This window comes from Paenibacillus sp. FSL R7-0340 (assembly GCF_038002205.1).
Classification (GTDB): domain Bacteria; phylum Bacillota; class Bacilli; order Paenibacillales; family Paenibacillaceae; genus Paenibacillus; species Paenibacillus polymyxa_B.
The window spans coordinates 2,931,336-2,945,086 of sequence record NZ_JBBOBY010000001.1 but is presented as its reverse complement, the minus strand read 5'-3'; the positions used below and the strand labels follow the sequence as shown (position 1 = coordinate 2,945,086).

Below are 13,751 nucleotides of genomic sequence, written 5' to 3'. Positions count from 1 at the left end.
TAAACATTGACAGATCAATTTCAGTTCAGGTCAATCGAAAAGCAGACCGGATCGGGTTACCGCCCGGTCTCTTTTAAGTTCAATTATTTAAAATCAGCTTTTTGTTCTTCCAAGTGCTTAGGCGTTGTTTCGAACATGCTATCAATCAGGCCAGGAATTGTCATTTTCTCTGTTTTCTCGGCTTTTTTGATCTCTTCGTTCACTTTTGCCTTAGCTTCTTCTTTTACGCGAGCTGTATCTTCTTCAGTCCAAAGACCTTTTTTCTGAAGGTATTTCGCAAAGCGGGCAATCGGATCTTTCGCATTCCATTCGCCTTCTTCTTCTTTGGAACGATATTTTGTTGCATCATCAGAAAGGGAATGCGGACGGAAACGGTACGTTACAGCTTCAATCAATGTAGCACCTTCACCATTACGTCCACGTTCTGCAGCTTCTTGAACGGCTTTAATAACTGCAAGCACGTCCATGCCGTCAATTTTCACACCTTTAATACCAGCAGCTACTGCTTTATGAGCGATCGAAAGAGCAGCCGTTTGTTTTGAAAATGGAGTCGTGATTGCGTAACCATTGTTTTGCACAAAGAAAATAACTGGCAACTTGTATACACCAGCATAGTTCAGGCCTTCGTAGAAATCACCTTCAGAAGAACCGCCGTCACCTGTATATGTAATGGCGACTTGTTTTTGCTTTTTCAGTTTGTAACCCATCGCAATACCCATAGCATGCAAGATTTGCGCGCCAATGATGATTTGCGGCATCAGCACATTAACACCGTCCGGCACTTGGCCTCCGTGTTGATGACCACGGGAATACAAGAAAGCTTGGTATAATGGCAGGCCATGCCAAACGATTTGCGGAATATCGCGGTAGCCTGGAGCAATAAAGTCTTCTTTTTGGAGCGCATATTCGCTACCAATCATGGTTGCTTCTTGTCCGGATACCGGAGCGTAGAAACCGAGACGTCCTTGACGGCCTAAGTTAACGGCACGGTCATCCCAAGTACGTGTAAATACCATTCGATACATAATTTCTTTCAATTGATCATCTGTAAGTTTAGGCAACATATCTTTATTGATAATTTCACCATCCGGAGAAAGTACGGACAGCGCCTCAACTTCCTCTGTGTAAACTTCATAAGGAACCTTGCTCATTTTCTTCACCTCAACAAAAAAATTTGAATATCAAGTTCCGCTGTTATAGGATTATTATACACCTGTTATATCGCTCGCGTCAAAGATTTAGTTATTTTTTTTGAGTTTGCCACATTTTTGTGTGTGTAACAGGGTATGTTTTTTACTATAACAGCTTAGTACATGATTGAAATTTTAAACATCTATTGCAATCAGGGTAATCTTAACTTATTGTGATCCCGAATGCAAAATAATACCCAAGAAAGGTGACGAAAAATGACGGATTCTCGGTATTTAAAACGAACCATCCTTAAAGACGAAGTAGGTAGCCGCTTTCTTGGCGAGACCAGAACTCTCCGGATTTATTTGCCGCCGGGCTATAATGAAATATTGAGCTACCCGGTCGTGTACTGTCAGGACGGAGAAGAATTTTTCAATTTTGGCCGCATTGCAACTCACGCCAACCGCCTCATTTTAGATGAGGGCGTCGAACCCTTCATTATTGTAGGAGTGGAAGTGAATACCAAAATCAGAACTCAGGAGTATGCTCCCTTTGGCAATCGTTTTGAGGCGTATACAGCCTGTTTTGCAGAAGAGATTATTCCCTATGTAGAGCAAAAGTATCCTATAAGAAAAGATGCAGCGTCCCGCATTTTGGCGGGGGATTCACTGGGAGGCAGTGTGTCTCTGCATTTGGCTTTGATGTATCCTCAGCTGTTCAACCGCATTATCAGCCTCTCAGGTGCTTACTATGAAGCTTCGCAGGAAATCATCGCCCGTGAGAAAGATCTGTCTCATTTGCGGGTGTGGATGACAGTTGGCCTTCAGGAAGATGCATTTGAGAGTGATACTGGCATTTACAACTTTGTAGAGCTTAACCGTCAATGTGCAGATTTGCTGCGCGAACGGAACGCTGAAGTTTCTTACCGTGAAAAGGATGGCAAACATTTGTGGGGCTTTTGGCAAAACGAGTTGCCTGACGCGCTAATGTATTTTTTGGATCGCGCCTGAGTAAATATTCTTCCAGGTAACTAAGGGGAATGAGAGCATTGACCTAATAGGTCATAAAGCTCCTTCCTCTTTTTCATAATTTGGTTACGCTTTCAAAAATGTATGACGAAAAACGGCAATTATTGCCGTCATCTTTCGTTCACATTATAGCTTTTCTTCTATGATCTTGTCCAGCAAGGCGTCGCACCCTGCGTCCATTAATCGATAGGTCTCTTCAAAATTCCCTGTAAAATACGGGTCGGGTACTTCTCTTAATTTTTCTTGAGGGAGCAAATCCATAAATTTTAGAATATCAGCCTCCGCCCCACCTGCAATCTTACGCATGTTTTGTTCATTGGAGTCATCCATGCACACAATATAATCAAACGCGTCAAAATCGCGGCCCGTTACTTGCCTCGCCTGTATGCCTTGTTCGCTGATTCCATGCAGCTTAAGTTGCTTTAGTGTTCCCTCATGCGGGGGATTTCCGATGTGCCAGTCGCCTGTCCCGGCCGAGTCTACCCCGATTTCTGCACCCAATCCCCGTTCCTGCGCCTTATGTCTCAGTATCGCCTCCCCCATCGGAGAGCGGCAAATATTGCCCAAACATACAAACAAAACGTTAATCATTTCGTTCTCCTTCCTATTACACGTTACACTTCCTTTTTTCTGTTTCATTGTATCCGTGTCCTCCAAAATTGTGCAAGCCATATTTAACGCGGTATACTTAAAAACGATAGTATATATAGGATCGTATCAGAAAGAAAGGATGTTGATTATGACAAAAAAACGAGCGATTGTATTTTCAGGCGGTCGACTTAATGAAGAAGATTTACATCAAATACAACCCGATGATTTTATTATAGGTGCAGATAAAGGTGCTCTTTTCCTGATCGAACACGGTATTACACCACATGTCTCTGTAGGAGATTTTGATTCGATCACACCAGAGGAAAAAGAAAAGGTAGAATTAGCAAGCCAACGTATGATTGCGTGTGATCCAGTACTTAAAGACTTAACAGATACTGAGCTTGCTTTGGAAATCGCTATGGACGAGCACGTAGATCATGTATTGTTGCTTGGTGTGACTGGCACCCGGATGGATCACACATTAGCTAATGTTCAAATATTGGTACGCGCAATGCAGCATCATATTAGCTGCGCTATTATGGACGCACATAATTATATTGAGCTCACCGGATCAACGCTTGAGATCCAGCCTATGGGCTATACATATACATCGCTGCTTCCTATGACTGCCGAAGTAACAGGTATACAACTGGAAGGATTTATGTATCCGCTACATAATGCCACCCTCAAAATGGGACAATCGCGTGCTGTCAGTAATAAGCTAACGGCTTCAAAAGGTACGATTTCCATCAAAAGCGGTCTACTACTCGTTATTCAAAGCAAGGATTAATTATGACATTGTTGTAACCATTGTTCAGATTGTTCTTTCACTCAAAACCCTTGATTAACAAGGGTTTTTCCGTTTATAGAGATCTATGAATCGATCTATTTTTTACAAATTGTAATTTTTAATCGTTTTTTAATAAACGCTGTGTAAGTCTTGTCCCTCAAGCATTTGAGAGTTCTTTTCCAACTATTAGGCGGTTTCAAAACTGTTATACTCAACGCTGTCAGTTAGTTAGCAACTCAGCAAAATATTGCACAAATCAATTTCTGGAGGTACTTACAACATGAATATGCAGAAAATCATAAAAAAGGTAATTATAGCAGGGGTCGCAGCCACTATCGGCTTTGGTACTTTTGCAATTGAGGGAACAAATACGGCACAAGCTGCCACTACTACTTCAGTAGGCCAAAAAGTAATTAACTACGGTGAAAAATATATGGGAACTCCTTATAAGTTTGGAGCTTCCACGAGCACTACACGTAATTTTGACTGTTCTTCTTTCATGAAGCACATATTCAAGAAATACGGAGTGGATTTGCCACGTACTTCTGTTCAACAGTCTAAAGTCGGACATGCCGTATCCAAGTCCAATTTGAAAAAAGGTGACTTAGTGTTCTTTTCAAGCGGTAGCCGTGCCACAGGACGCAACATTACCCACGTAGCAGTCTATATGGGCGGGGGTAAAATTTTACACACTTACGGCGGACCTGGCGTGACCATCTCCGATTTGAACTCCGGCAACTGGAAAAGAACATACATTAAAGCACGCCGCGTGCTGTAGTATGAAACTCATTTTGAAATATGCGAGCCGGGACGAAAAGTTCCGGCTTTTTTATATACCTTATGCTATTCTGATACGGTTGGTGTTCTGAGTGAATAACCAATACCTCGTTCCGTACGGATCATTTTAAACTTATACCCTTTATCTACTTTAACCCTCAAATGTCTGATATAGACGTCTACTACGTTCGTATCAACGATATAATCATGTTTCCAAACATCCTTCAGAATTTGCTGCCTGCTACAAACTTGGTTAAGATGTATCGCCAGATGAAGCAAAAGATCAAATTCTTTCGGAGTTAGTTCCAGTTTTTGTCCCCCTCTGCTCACCATTCTGCTTGCATTGTCTATATGTAAATCACCCGCTTCGATCGCCCTTTTCACATCACGTTCAATACCAAAAATCCGCAATAAATTAGCCACTCTTGCCTGAAAAACTCTAGGATAAAAGGGAAGAACGATCACATCATGTGCCCCTTGTTCAAAGCAGGAAACAATATGGTCCTCCTCATCTGATGAAGTCATTGCAAATAGCGGGACATGAGGATGGTTTTGCTGCAAAATGCGAATCAAGCCTTGTGTATCCGCCTGTTCATCTCCTATGTTCAGAAGTAGCAAATTCACCGGATTGTGGGCTGCATAAGAGCTTGCATCCGATGTATTGCTAACATGTACCACCTGATAACCTGCCTGCTCCAATGGAAGAACAAATACGGGAGACGCTTCATTTACATCCACAAGTAAAATTAACGGGCTCATCTTTTCACCCACCTGGTTTGGACATAGCATTACATTGGATACGAACAAGTTTGTTATAAGCCATTAAAGCATATTAATATTATTGTAACAAAAAAGCAGAAAATCATTCTCCAAAGAATGGCTTTCTGCTTTTATGGTTTAACCCAAATAGCGATGATACAGACTTCTTGCTTTTGCCACGTCCTTTGTCCCATGGATCAACGCTCTGCCATCTGCAAAAACAACTAAGCGATGCTCGCTTGTACTAAAGGAAACCAAAAACGGATTCTGCTCTACTTTTCCTTCTCCCAAAGAAGCAAATCTATCTGCTATTTCCGCAAGATTCAGATGTGTCGGGTTTGCTGGTCTAATTTGAACGGTATCCCTGCCGCACAAAACATCTGTTTTCTGCCGATGAGAGGCCGACAAGTAGGGATACGTCGGTTGGTTGCCGCAAGAAGGACAATTCTCCTTTTTAACGCTATCTACTGCTATCGTTACATACTCATTTTTCCACAAATCAAACGAAAGCAGCTTTCCTCTCAAATCTTCTGGATATCCACCCAGAAGTTTGAAAGCTTCCGTAGTTTGGTTAGCCGTGACCATCTGTACGGCCTGCGGAATAATCCCGGCGCTATCACAGGTTTCACCACCAAACGGCACAGTTCCCAGCAGACAGTGAAGACAAGGCGTTTGACCCGGTAAAATGGTGTAGGTTACACCATAGCTGCCCACACATCCCCCATAAATCCAAGGAATCCGATGCTTTAGTGCCATGTCATTCATAAGAAGTCGGGTATCGAAATTATCGGTTGCATCCATTACGAGATCTACCCCCTGGATCAACTCTTCCAGCTCTTCCACCCTAACATCCAGTACATGTGCATGTATAACCGTTTCCGAATTAATATCCTTTAATCTTCGCTGAGCAGCTACTGCTTTGGGACATCTTTGCGCAGCATCACTTTCCTGAAAAAGCTGTTGGCGCTGCAAATTGCTCCATTCCACATAGTCCCGGTCTACGAGGCTCACTGTACCTACGCCCCCGCGAACAAGTGTTTCCGCAATACCTGTGCCTAGCGCTCCAACACCTATGATTAATACGTGAGAGGAAGCAAGCCGACGTTGTCCTGTCGGTCCAAAGGGTGTGAATCTTTCTTGTCTGGAATAACGGTCACTTGGATGTGTTCCTCCTGCACCGGATTTGTCAGATACCTTCATGCCTGAATCATGCCTTCTGTCGGACTGCTCGCTGAAGCGTAACGTTTTACAGGAATCATCCCCGCCTCAAAACCATATCTTCCAGCACGAACAGCCAGTTTCATGGCCTCAGCCATTTTTACTGGGTTCTTCGCTCCTGATACGGCTGTGTTCAACAAAACAGCATCTGCCCCCAACTGCATAGCCATTGCCGCGTCACTGGGTGAGCGAATACCCGCATCGACAATAACCGGAACCTCCGCCTGTTCAATAATTAGCTCTAATGAAAACGGATTGAGCAAACCATGTCCTGTACCAATCGGTGAAGCTCCAGGCATAACGGCGTGTACTCCAAGCTCTTGTAGCCTCTTGGCTAGAATCACATCGTCCGATATGTAGGGCAGCACGATAAAGCCTTCTTCTAACAGCTTTTCACTAGCTTTCAACGTTTCAAAAGGGTCAGGCAGCAGTGTCTTGCTATCCCCAATGACTTCCACCTTAATCATATCGCACAAGCCGGAGGCTTTTGCCAATTGGGCAATACGAATGGCCTCCTCTGCTGTTGTAGCCCCTGCTGTGTTGGGAAGAAGTGTATACCGGCTCAAATCCAGCATATCGAGAAAATGCTGCTTATCCCGTTCCTCCAAGTTCAATCTCCGTACAGCAAACGTCAATATTTCCGTCTCAGCAGCCTCTACGGCTTGGGATTGGATATCTAGATCAGAGAATTTTCCTGTTCCCAACAACAACCTTGAGGTAAAAGATGCTTTTCCAATGGTTAACATGATCAACCGCCTCCCACAAAATGTACAATCTCTAGGCAATCTCCATCCTTCAGTACCGCTTCATCATGATCTTCACGGGTCAATATACGCCGATTCAGCTCTACCACTACGGTTTTCACCTTTACATCAAGCTCATGTAGCAATTGATCCACATGAGTGATTCGATTAGAAAAGGTCAGGCTCTGGCCGTTAATCGTCAGCTTCATAAGCTTTCCTCCTTGAGGAGCTCAGAAGAAAATCTACTTATCCCAAGTTCAGCTGCACCAGCCCCATTAAGCATAGCTGCCAGCGCACGCCCGGTAGCATCACTCAGCAGGACACCGTTGCGATAATGCCCGACGGCAGCATATACGCCCTCGACCCCAGGGACAGTGCCTATAAAAGGATGACCTGATGCGGCCTGCGGACGTAAGCCCGCCCAAGTGCGTATAAAAGAAGCTTCACGGACGCGCGGCAGCCAAGCAGAGGCACGTGCCAGCAACCCCTCCAAGCCTCCTACGGTCACCTCTTCGTCATATTGATGCGGAAGGCTCGTTGCCCCAATCCAAAGCTCGTTATTCTGTTTAGGCACGAGGTAAATATCATCAGCATAAATGGTGTATTCTAACGGGTGATCCTTCAAGGAGACCGCTACCGCTTCACCCTTGACCGGATAAAGTGGATATTCAAATCCAACCTGCGCTAGCAATTTCATGCTATCCAAGCCTCCGGCAATAATGACCTGATCGCAGGAAAAAAAGCCACTATCTGTTCGAACACCGCAAACTCGACCATTCTGTATGACCAGTTGCTCTGCCTGTGTACCAGACCATACCGTTGCCCCCAGCACCACAGCAGCACCTGCATAAGCATGGCAAAGCTGGACAGGAGCCACTTGTGTCTCTTTTGAACGATATATTGCCCCGATCGCTTGTTCATCCAAACCTGGAATTCGTCGGGCCAATTCCTTCGCATCCCACCAGATAGGACAATCATCCTCTCGCGTTTTAGCAGCTTTCCAGCGTTTTTGGCCTTCAGTTTCCGTACGGAAAGGAGTCACAAATCCTTCTGTACGGAATTCCACCGAAATACCTGACAAACGCTCCAGATCACAGACAAGCTCAGGGAATGCGTCTCGACTTATGCGAGCAAACCGTGCCAGCTCAGAGTCGGTGAACTCTTCACTTTCCGCTGCCAGCATTCCAACCGCTGCTCCTGAGGCTCCCTCACCCGGGATCAATCGTTCCAGCATGATCGTACTTCTTCCCTCCTTGGCCACATGGTAAGCAATGGAACTGCCGATGACACCTCCACCTATGACCAAGCATTCAGCGTGTCCTATCGCTCTTGCCTCTATGTGTATCTTTGGCATTTGTTCCGTGTCTCCTCTCCATAAACCATTCTGCTTTCAGCTTGCCTCTACTCTCGTTTTCTCGCTACAGGTCGTGAACTACAAGATCTGCCATTCGCCGATATTCCAGCGCAGCTGCAACGGGCGACTCAGCCTCCCATATACCAGACATCACCGCAATTCCGCTTGCTCCGGCCCTATAAAGCTCCGGGATATGGTGCGGTTGTATGCCGCCCAGCGCGATCACCGGAATGTTCGACAGCCTGCAAATATGTTCAAGCTGAGCTAAACCCCGTGGTACAATACCGGGCTTACAATGGGTCTCATATATGTGACCATAAAGTACATAGTCCGCTCCTACCCGCTCGGCAGTCTGCGCCTCCTTCAAGGAATGCACAGATACTCCACAGCGTGTACCCTTTGGAAGTAGGCTTTTCACATCCGCTACAGGTAATCCATTAGCTGGTAGCTGGACGGCTCCAACCAAAGTAAGTAAAGCTACATCCACACGATCATTTACTACAATTTGTTGCAAAGGAACTCCCTGCTCCACCATGCTGCGAGTCAAAGATAGCAATGCAGAGGCACCATTCTGTTTTAAACGTGCGTGTACATAATGAACATACGGACAAATCACAGCAGCCACTTGGGCTGCTTGTGCAAAAGTGCCCTTTTCCATCGAAATTGCGTGTAATTCGATTTTGTCTTCACCTCACATTGGACTAAAAGATCTAAGCTTAGCCAGTCACGTCTACCAGCAGTAATGAAAGAGGATTGTATGTGAATCGTCTACGGAAGCTCGAACAACTTAAAGTGAACGAAACGCAAAAAAACCACTTCCCCAAGGAAGTGGTTTAACGAACGTCCAATAATCGAACGGACAATGATATCCGTATACGTGTATCGTCCCACGCACAAACAAAAATAAGATGGTGTTGCCTTGTTTGTACGGCGCTCACTTCCCTACGCTGGCATAACCCAGATCAGGTGCAAAGGGTCCGAAATCCATTTATTCCGTCTCAGCCGCATGGGCGGCTCCCCTAGTGTGACTATTTTATTGTATAAGCTAAAGATAGCTTAGCATATTTTCCTAATTCTGCAAACCCCACTTCGTGTGAAATATGCAGAATTGGATTTAGTTGATGTTAGTTAACTTTACTTGACCACTCTTCCACATTCCACGTTTTGGTTACCCAATCCTCGTAAAAGTCCGGTTCGTGAGATACAAGCAATACGGTCCCTTTGTATTCCTTCAAGGCACGTTTCAGCTCATCCTTAGCTTTAACATCCAAGTGGTTGGTAGGCTCATCGAACAGTACCCAGTTGCTTTCACGCATTAACAGTTTGCAAAGACGGACTTTAGCCTGTTCTCCACCACTGAGCGCAGATAGCGGACGCGTGATATGCTCATTCTTTAAACCGCAACGCGCCAAATGCGCTCGTACTTCATGCTGGTTCAAATGTGGGAATTCATTCCACACATCGTCAATCGGTGTAATTTTCTCCGCCTTTACTTCCTGCTCAAAATAAGCGGGCTGCAAAAAATCACCTTGATAGGTTTTTCCACTGATTGGTGGAATTTTTCCCAATATGGTTTTGAGCAATGTCGATTTACCGACACCGTTGTAGCCAACAATAGCAATCTTTTCGCCACGTTCAATCGTCATGGACATTTTAGGCAAAAGGGCATGCGTATAACCAATCTCAAAATCAATACCCTCAAATACCGTCTTTCCGCTTGCACGTGCTTCTTTGAATTGAAAGGTTGGCTTCGCAGCTTCTTCAGGCTTATCTATACGTTCGATCCGATCAAGTTGCTTTTCACGGCTCTTTGCTCGGCCAGATGTAGAGGCACGCGCTTTATTACGCTGAATAAAATCTTCCTGTTTCTTAATAAAGTCCTGTTGCTTCTCATAAGCATCAATATGCTGAGCTTTGTTCAGATCCGCCATTTCAAGAAACTTTTCATAGTTAGCTGAATAACGGGTCATCTTGGCAAATTCAAGATGGTAAATAACATTAACGACCTGGTTCATAAACTCAGTATCATGTGAAATAAGGATAAAAGCATAGGGATAATCCTTCAAATAGCGCGTAAGCCATTCAATATGCTCTACATCCAAATAGTTGGTAGGCTCATCCAGCAGCAGGACATTTGGCTTTTCCAACAGCAACTTAGCAAGAAGCACCTTTGTCCGTTGCCCACCGCTAAGTGCAGATACATCCCGATCCAGTCCTATGGCCGACAGACCTAGTCCATTCGCCATTTCTTCAACCTTCACATCAATGAGGTAAAAATCCCCCATATCCAGTTGCTCCTGAATTTCACCCATCTGTTCCAGCAGCACTTCCAACTCTTCAGGAGAAGCATCCCCCATCTTGTCAGTAATCTGCATCATTTCCTTTTCCAATTCCAACAAAGGAAGAAAAGCGTCTTTCAAAACATCACGTACCGTTTTGCCCGGTGTCAGCTTGGTATGCTGATCCAGATAGCCGTAACGTACACGTGGAGTCCATTCCACTTTACCCTCATCCTTAAGCAATTTTCCAGTCAGAATGTTCATGAGTGTCGATTTACCGACACCGTTAGCTCCTACCAAACCTACACGTTCCCCCGCAAGCAATCGAAAGGAAACATTTTTAAATAATGCGCGGTCCCCAAAGTTGTGAGATACATTTTCTACAGTCAATAAACTCATAAGCTGTTTTTGGCTCCTTATTGTCATCGGCGCTGCCGACTGTTCTTATTTCATATGCATTTCGTTTCTTTCAAAGCTTTATTGTAGCACATTCTGCAACCATATCGGAATATGGAAAACAGCGATTTTTAAGGTTTTTGATATGGATCTGCCTAAAAAAAGAAAAACCACCCATGAAGGTGATTATTTTAAGCCATTATAACATTTGTACTCAAAGTATCCCGCAGCTGCTGCAGATTTTTCATCCGCAAAACGTTCACTCGCTTTAAAGGGAGCTGGACATGAATCTCTATAAAAATATTTCATCCCAGTATCTGGTTCTATGCCGCCTATAATGTCTTGCTTTCTAACGACTCTCCCACCACCAAATCCATAGTTATTGTAATACCTGTCTCCGACCGGAATGCCTTGGATAAACGCGATCAGACCCACATCATCTACTGTGTTGTACCACTCCTCTTGCGGAATGAGCGGTAGCGTGAACGTATAAGTTATGCCGTTACGTGCAGCTTTTTCGTTATGGACATTAATAATTCGCGCCAGGTCCTCTTGGACGCTGCGAACGATGGTGGAACGACGTATTTGCTCAAAAGTTTCTGAATTATTCAGTAAAGATATAGGGGTCTGGTCCTGAAGTTCCTTTTGAAAGCCCTCCACCCACCTGTGATTCCGCGCATCATATGCGTGCACATAATTATCCAAGGTGAACCCCACACTGTTGTCTACTGAATCAACATAGGCATATGGCTTTTTTTCGCTCCATTTGGGACCTATGGCAGCTTGTCCATGCTCGTCGGTATAGGCTTCTGAAGTGAACGCATAATAACCGTCATAATCTAGAATTACAATGGCTGGTATGTAATCCAATAATGCACGTTGTGCTACTATATCCCCATCAATGCCTACATTAAGAAAAAGGGTGTGCAGGAACGTGTGCAGCGCTGCTTCTTTATCTACACGAAAAAACTTATCCGATCCGTATCCGGCCTCGCGTTCTTGACGTTCATTCTGTGAGAGCATAACCCCTGCATCCTGAACTGCGGTACGGAGAGCCGACGTATATTTCATTTCTAGCTGCTGCACTTCACGCTGATTCTGGACCCGTAAGTCACTAACTACACCAAAGGGCAAAAACAAAAGTATAAATATGACTGCAAAATCAGTAATCTTCATTCAGAACCATGCCCCCGTAAGAAGCTGTAACTGCCGGCTTTCCGCTATCTGCCCCACCGAGAAGCCATGATTTATACAAGTCCGCAGGAGTCCGATTCGTATTATGTAGCCGGACCGTAAAATAATCCCCGGCCATCAAGGTATACCGACGTGGCTGATCTGATTTTGGCTGCTGATTGTCAGGAAACAGTACAGGTAAGATTTGCGGATTATAGTACCCATCATATACAGTTTCATAATTGCCCAGAAAACTGTCTGGCTTCGCGGCATCTGCATAGTCCGGTACATACTTTTTGTGCATATGCTCCAAGTCAACTTTGTAGATATTGCCTGTCAATTCCAGATCACGCATAAAATCGTTATACATCGTCGGTGTAATGTAACCTTTGGTTCTTACCATATCAACAAAACGTACAGTTGAATGATATGTATTTAACCCGGATATATCTTCCTGCCGTTCAGCAGCTTGAGCTGCGGGTACGATGTACAAAAGCAATACAGCGATCAGCGCCCCCAACAGCTTGGATATTGTTTGAACCACTTCATTCCTCCCCCAATTTCTCAAAACGTACAGATGTTATGTCCCCATTCCCATTACGCTGTGGGTATATGGAATATAAAGAAGAAGCATCTAAGGTCGATACATCAGGCTCAAACGGTTCAGAATACGCATCGTACTCTGTCCCGTCGACATGAATCGAAATCCCCTCCTGTAAGTTCATGCGAATTGCCTGCATTACCTGAGTCCCTTTTATCCGTTCCGGCAACCCCACCCCAGCAGTACGGGCTATTCGCCCTTCAGAATGCTCCTCCTGCTGTGATCTTAATTCCAGTGCACCATCCAGCTGGCTGGACAAGTCTGCTTCCGTTACACATGCGGTTATGAACAGAATAACTGACACACCAAGCCGCAGCATGCTTGAAGCGTGATCAGACATACCCTCATCCCCCTTATGATTATTATCTTTACTGTAGTGCTTAGGACTGGGTAAACAACAATCCACGGACAACGTTCGATTTGTCCTTGACGATTTCAGCCTTGAATTTGCCACTTGGATTTACGTATTCATTCTCTTTCTCATTAAGCGTATTCGTGATTTTCCCAGTCTTATCACTGCCGCCATTCACGGCGCCATACTGTTCACTGTCTGGGCTAATGTTCAGAGCATTACCGTACCACTGGCCTGCCATATTTTTGCCGGTTTTAATCTGAATGCCGAATTGGTCCTTCCCCTGAAACTTCCGCAGCGCATTGGTCACCTGGGAACCGCTAATCGTTGTGCCGTCATATACCGTAAAAGAGGCCTGAGACAATTCGGTCTGGATATCAGCAAAATTGTTTTGTGCCGTTTTAGTCGCCTCCTGGGCTGAAATAAACAGTATAACTACAATCGTAATTAGAGCGATGGTCAAAAATATCCCAGCGGCTACCTTTAAAGCTGTTGATGCGTTATTCATTGTTTTTCTCTCCTCAGCTTGTTATTTTGTATTAGTCATAATAGAACTTTT

General features: G+C 44.6%; 16 protein-coding genes and 1 riboswitch. Of the genes, 3 read left to right on the top strand and 13 right to left on the bottom strand.

Going from position 1 to position 13,751, the window contains the following annotated elements:
* Positions 1 to 83 precede the first annotated feature (83 nt).
* Complete coding sequence (pdhA, locus tag MKX59_RS13325; protein ID WP_340858477.1) at positions 84 to 1,151, bottom strand: pyruvate dehydrogenase (acetyl-transferring) E1 component subunit alpha; 1,068 nt, start codon at positions 1,149 to 1,151, stop codon at positions 84 to 86.
* A 255-nt stretch (positions 1,152 to 1,406) separates the two neighbouring features.
* Between pdhA and MKX59_RS13320 the strand changes: the two genes are divergently transcribed.
* Positions 1,407 to 2,141, top strand: a complete 735-nt coding sequence (locus MKX59_RS13320) for an alpha/beta hydrolase (protein ID WP_316243783.1) — start codon at positions 1,407 to 1,409, stop codon at positions 2,139 to 2,141.
* A 144-nt stretch (positions 2,142 to 2,285) separates the two neighbouring features.
* On the opposite strand, the gene MKX59_RS13315 is transcribed toward MKX59_RS13320, so the two are convergent.
* On the bottom strand, positions 2,286 to 2,750 hold the full coding sequence (locus MKX59_RS13315) for a low molecular weight protein-tyrosine-phosphatase (protein WP_023988973.1): 465 nt from the start codon (positions 2,748 to 2,750) through the stop codon (positions 2,286 to 2,288).
* Between the two features lie 148 nt (positions 2,751 to 2,898).
* On the opposite strand from MKX59_RS13315, the gene MKX59_RS13310 reads away from it, so the two are divergent.
* Positions 2,899 to 3,540, top strand: coding sequence for a thiamine diphosphokinase (locus tag MKX59_RS13310; protein ID WP_069080597.1), 642 nt, complete (start codon positions 2,899 to 2,901; stop codon positions 3,538 to 3,540).
* Between the two features lie 280 nt (positions 3,541 to 3,820).
* Complete coding sequence (locus MKX59_RS13305) at positions 3,821 to 4,318, top strand: C40 family peptidase (protein WP_028541710.1); 498 nt, start codon at positions 3,821 to 3,823, stop codon at positions 4,316 to 4,318.
* A gap of 65 nt (positions 4,319 to 4,383) precedes the next feature.
* Here MKX59_RS13305 and MKX59_RS13300 read toward each other — a convergent pair whose 3' ends face one another.
* From MKX59_RS13300 to MKX59_RS13250, 11 genes are all read right to left on the bottom strand, one after another.
* A complete protein-coding gene (locus tag MKX59_RS13300) occupies positions 4,384 to 5,076 on the bottom strand; it encodes a response regulator transcription factor (protein ID WP_340858476.1) in 693 nt (230 codons plus the stop codon).
* A gap of 138 nt (positions 5,077 to 5,214) precedes the next feature.
* Entirely contained in the window at positions 5,215 to 6,276 is a 1,062-nt protein-coding gene (locus tag MKX59_RS13295; protein WP_053325600.1) for a ThiF family adenylyltransferase, read from the bottom strand.
* Entirely contained in the window at positions 6,273 to 7,040 is a 768-nt protein-coding gene (locus MKX59_RS13290) for a thiazole synthase (RefSeq protein WP_338532477.1), read from the bottom strand. Before MKX59_RS13290 ends, MKX59_RS13295 begins: the two co-directional genes overlap by 4 nt.
* A gap of 2 nt (positions 7,041 to 7,042) precedes the next feature.
* Complete coding sequence (thiS, locus tag MKX59_RS13285) at positions 7,043 to 7,246, bottom strand: sulfur carrier protein ThiS (protein ID WP_013310519.1); 204 nt, start codon at positions 7,244 to 7,246, stop codon at positions 7,043 to 7,045.
* Positions 7,243 to 8,391, bottom strand: coding sequence for a glycine oxidase ThiO (gene thiO, locus MKX59_RS13280; protein WP_340858475.1), 1,149 nt, complete (start codon positions 8,389 to 8,391; stop codon positions 7,243 to 7,245). Before thiO ends, thiS begins: the two co-directional genes overlap by 4 nt.
* Before the next feature lie 64 nt (positions 8,392 to 8,455).
* Positions 8,456 to 9,049 (bottom strand): thiamine phosphate synthase, encoded by a 594-nt coding sequence (locus MKX59_RS13275; protein ID WP_081391172.1) that lies wholly within the window; start codon positions 9,047 to 9,049, stop codon positions 8,456 to 8,458.
* A 264-nt stretch (positions 9,050 to 9,313) separates the two neighbouring features.
* Positions 9,314 to 9,422: riboswitch (TPP riboswitch) on the bottom strand.
* Between the two features lie 93 nt (positions 9,423 to 9,515).
* On the bottom strand, positions 9,516 to 11,069 hold the full coding sequence (locus MKX59_RS13270) for an ABC-F family ATP-binding cassette domain-containing protein (protein ID WP_023988981.1): 1,554 nt from the start codon (positions 11,067 to 11,069) through the stop codon (positions 9,516 to 9,518).
* A gap of 183 nt (positions 11,070 to 11,252) precedes the next feature.
* Entirely contained in the window at positions 11,253 to 12,242 is a 990-nt protein-coding gene (locus tag MKX59_RS13265) for a hypothetical protein (RefSeq protein WP_028541715.1), read from the bottom strand.
* Positions 12,229 to 12,783 (bottom strand): hypothetical protein, encoded by a 555-nt coding sequence (locus tag MKX59_RS13260; protein WP_028541716.1) that lies wholly within the window; start codon positions 12,781 to 12,783, stop codon positions 12,229 to 12,231. The genes MKX59_RS13265 and MKX59_RS13260 overlap by 14 nt, the downstream gene beginning before the upstream one ends.
* 1 nt (position 12,784) lies before the next feature.
* Complete coding sequence (locus MKX59_RS13255; protein ID WP_076264873.1) at positions 12,785 to 13,180, bottom strand: hypothetical protein; 396 nt, start codon at positions 13,178 to 13,180, stop codon at positions 12,785 to 12,787.
* A 40-nt stretch (positions 13,181 to 13,220) separates the two neighbouring features.
* Positions 13,221 to 13,700, bottom strand: coding sequence for a hypothetical protein (locus MKX59_RS13250; protein WP_023988985.1), 480 nt, complete (start codon positions 13,698 to 13,700; stop codon positions 13,221 to 13,223).
* Positions 13,701 to 13,751: the final 51 nt, after the last annotated feature.

Bases quoted from the DNA above. Each gene is read 5' to 3' on its own strand.
- pdhA (WP_340858477.1), bottom strand. From the start codon at position 1,151: ATGAGCAAGGTTCCTTATGAAGTTTACACAGAGGAAGTTGAGGCGCTG.
- MKX59_RS13320 (WP_316243783.1), top strand. From the start codon at position 1,407: ATGACGGATTCTCGGTATTTAAAACGAACCATCCTTAAAGACGAAGTA.
- MKX59_RS13315 (WP_023988973.1), bottom strand. From the start codon at position 2,750: ATGATTAACGTTTTGTTTGTATGTTTGGGCAATATTTGCCGCTCTCCG.
- MKX59_RS13310 (WP_069080597.1), top strand. From the start codon at position 2,899: ATGACAAAAAAACGAGCGATTGTATTTTCAGGCGGTCGACTTAATGAA.
- MKX59_RS13305 (WP_028541710.1), top strand. From the start codon at position 3,821: ATGAATATGCAGAAAATCATAAAAAAGGTAATTATAGCAGGGGTCGCA.
- MKX59_RS13300 (WP_340858476.1), bottom strand. From the start codon at position 5,076: ATGAGCCCGTTAATTTTACTTGTGGATGTAAATGAAGCGTCTCCCGTA.
- MKX59_RS13295 (WP_053325600.1), bottom strand. From the start codon at position 6,276: ATGAAGGTATCTGACAAATCCGGTGCAGGAGGAACACATCCAAGTGAC.
- MKX59_RS13290 (WP_338532477.1), bottom strand. From the start codon at position 7,040: ATGTTAACCATTGGAAAAGCATCTTTTACCTCAAGGTTGTTGTTGGGA.
- thiS (WP_013310519.1), bottom strand. From the start codon at position 7,246: ATGAAGCTGACGATTAACGGCCAGAGCCTGACCTTTTCTAATCGAATC.
- thiO (WP_340858475.1), bottom strand. From the start codon at position 8,391: ATGCCAAAGATACACATAGAGGCAAGAGCGATAGGACACGCTGAATGC.
- MKX59_RS13275 (WP_081391172.1), bottom strand. From the start codon at position 9,049: ATGGAAAAGGGCACTTTTGCACAAGCAGCCCAAGTGGCTGCTGTGATT.
- MKX59_RS13270 (WP_023988981.1), bottom strand. From the start codon at position 11,069: ATGAGTTTATTGACTGTAGAAAATGTATCTCACAACTTTGGGGACCGC.
- MKX59_RS13265 (WP_028541715.1), bottom strand. From the start codon at position 12,242: ATGAAGATTACTGATTTTGCAGTCATATTTATACTTTTGTTTTTGCCC.
- MKX59_RS13255 (WP_076264873.1), bottom strand. From the start codon at position 13,180: ATGTCTGATCACGCTTCAAGCATGCTGCGGCTTGGTGTGTCAGTTATT.
- MKX59_RS13250 (WP_023988985.1), bottom strand. From the start codon at position 13,700: ATGAATAACGCATCAACAGCTTTAAAGGTAGCCGCTGGGATATTTTTG.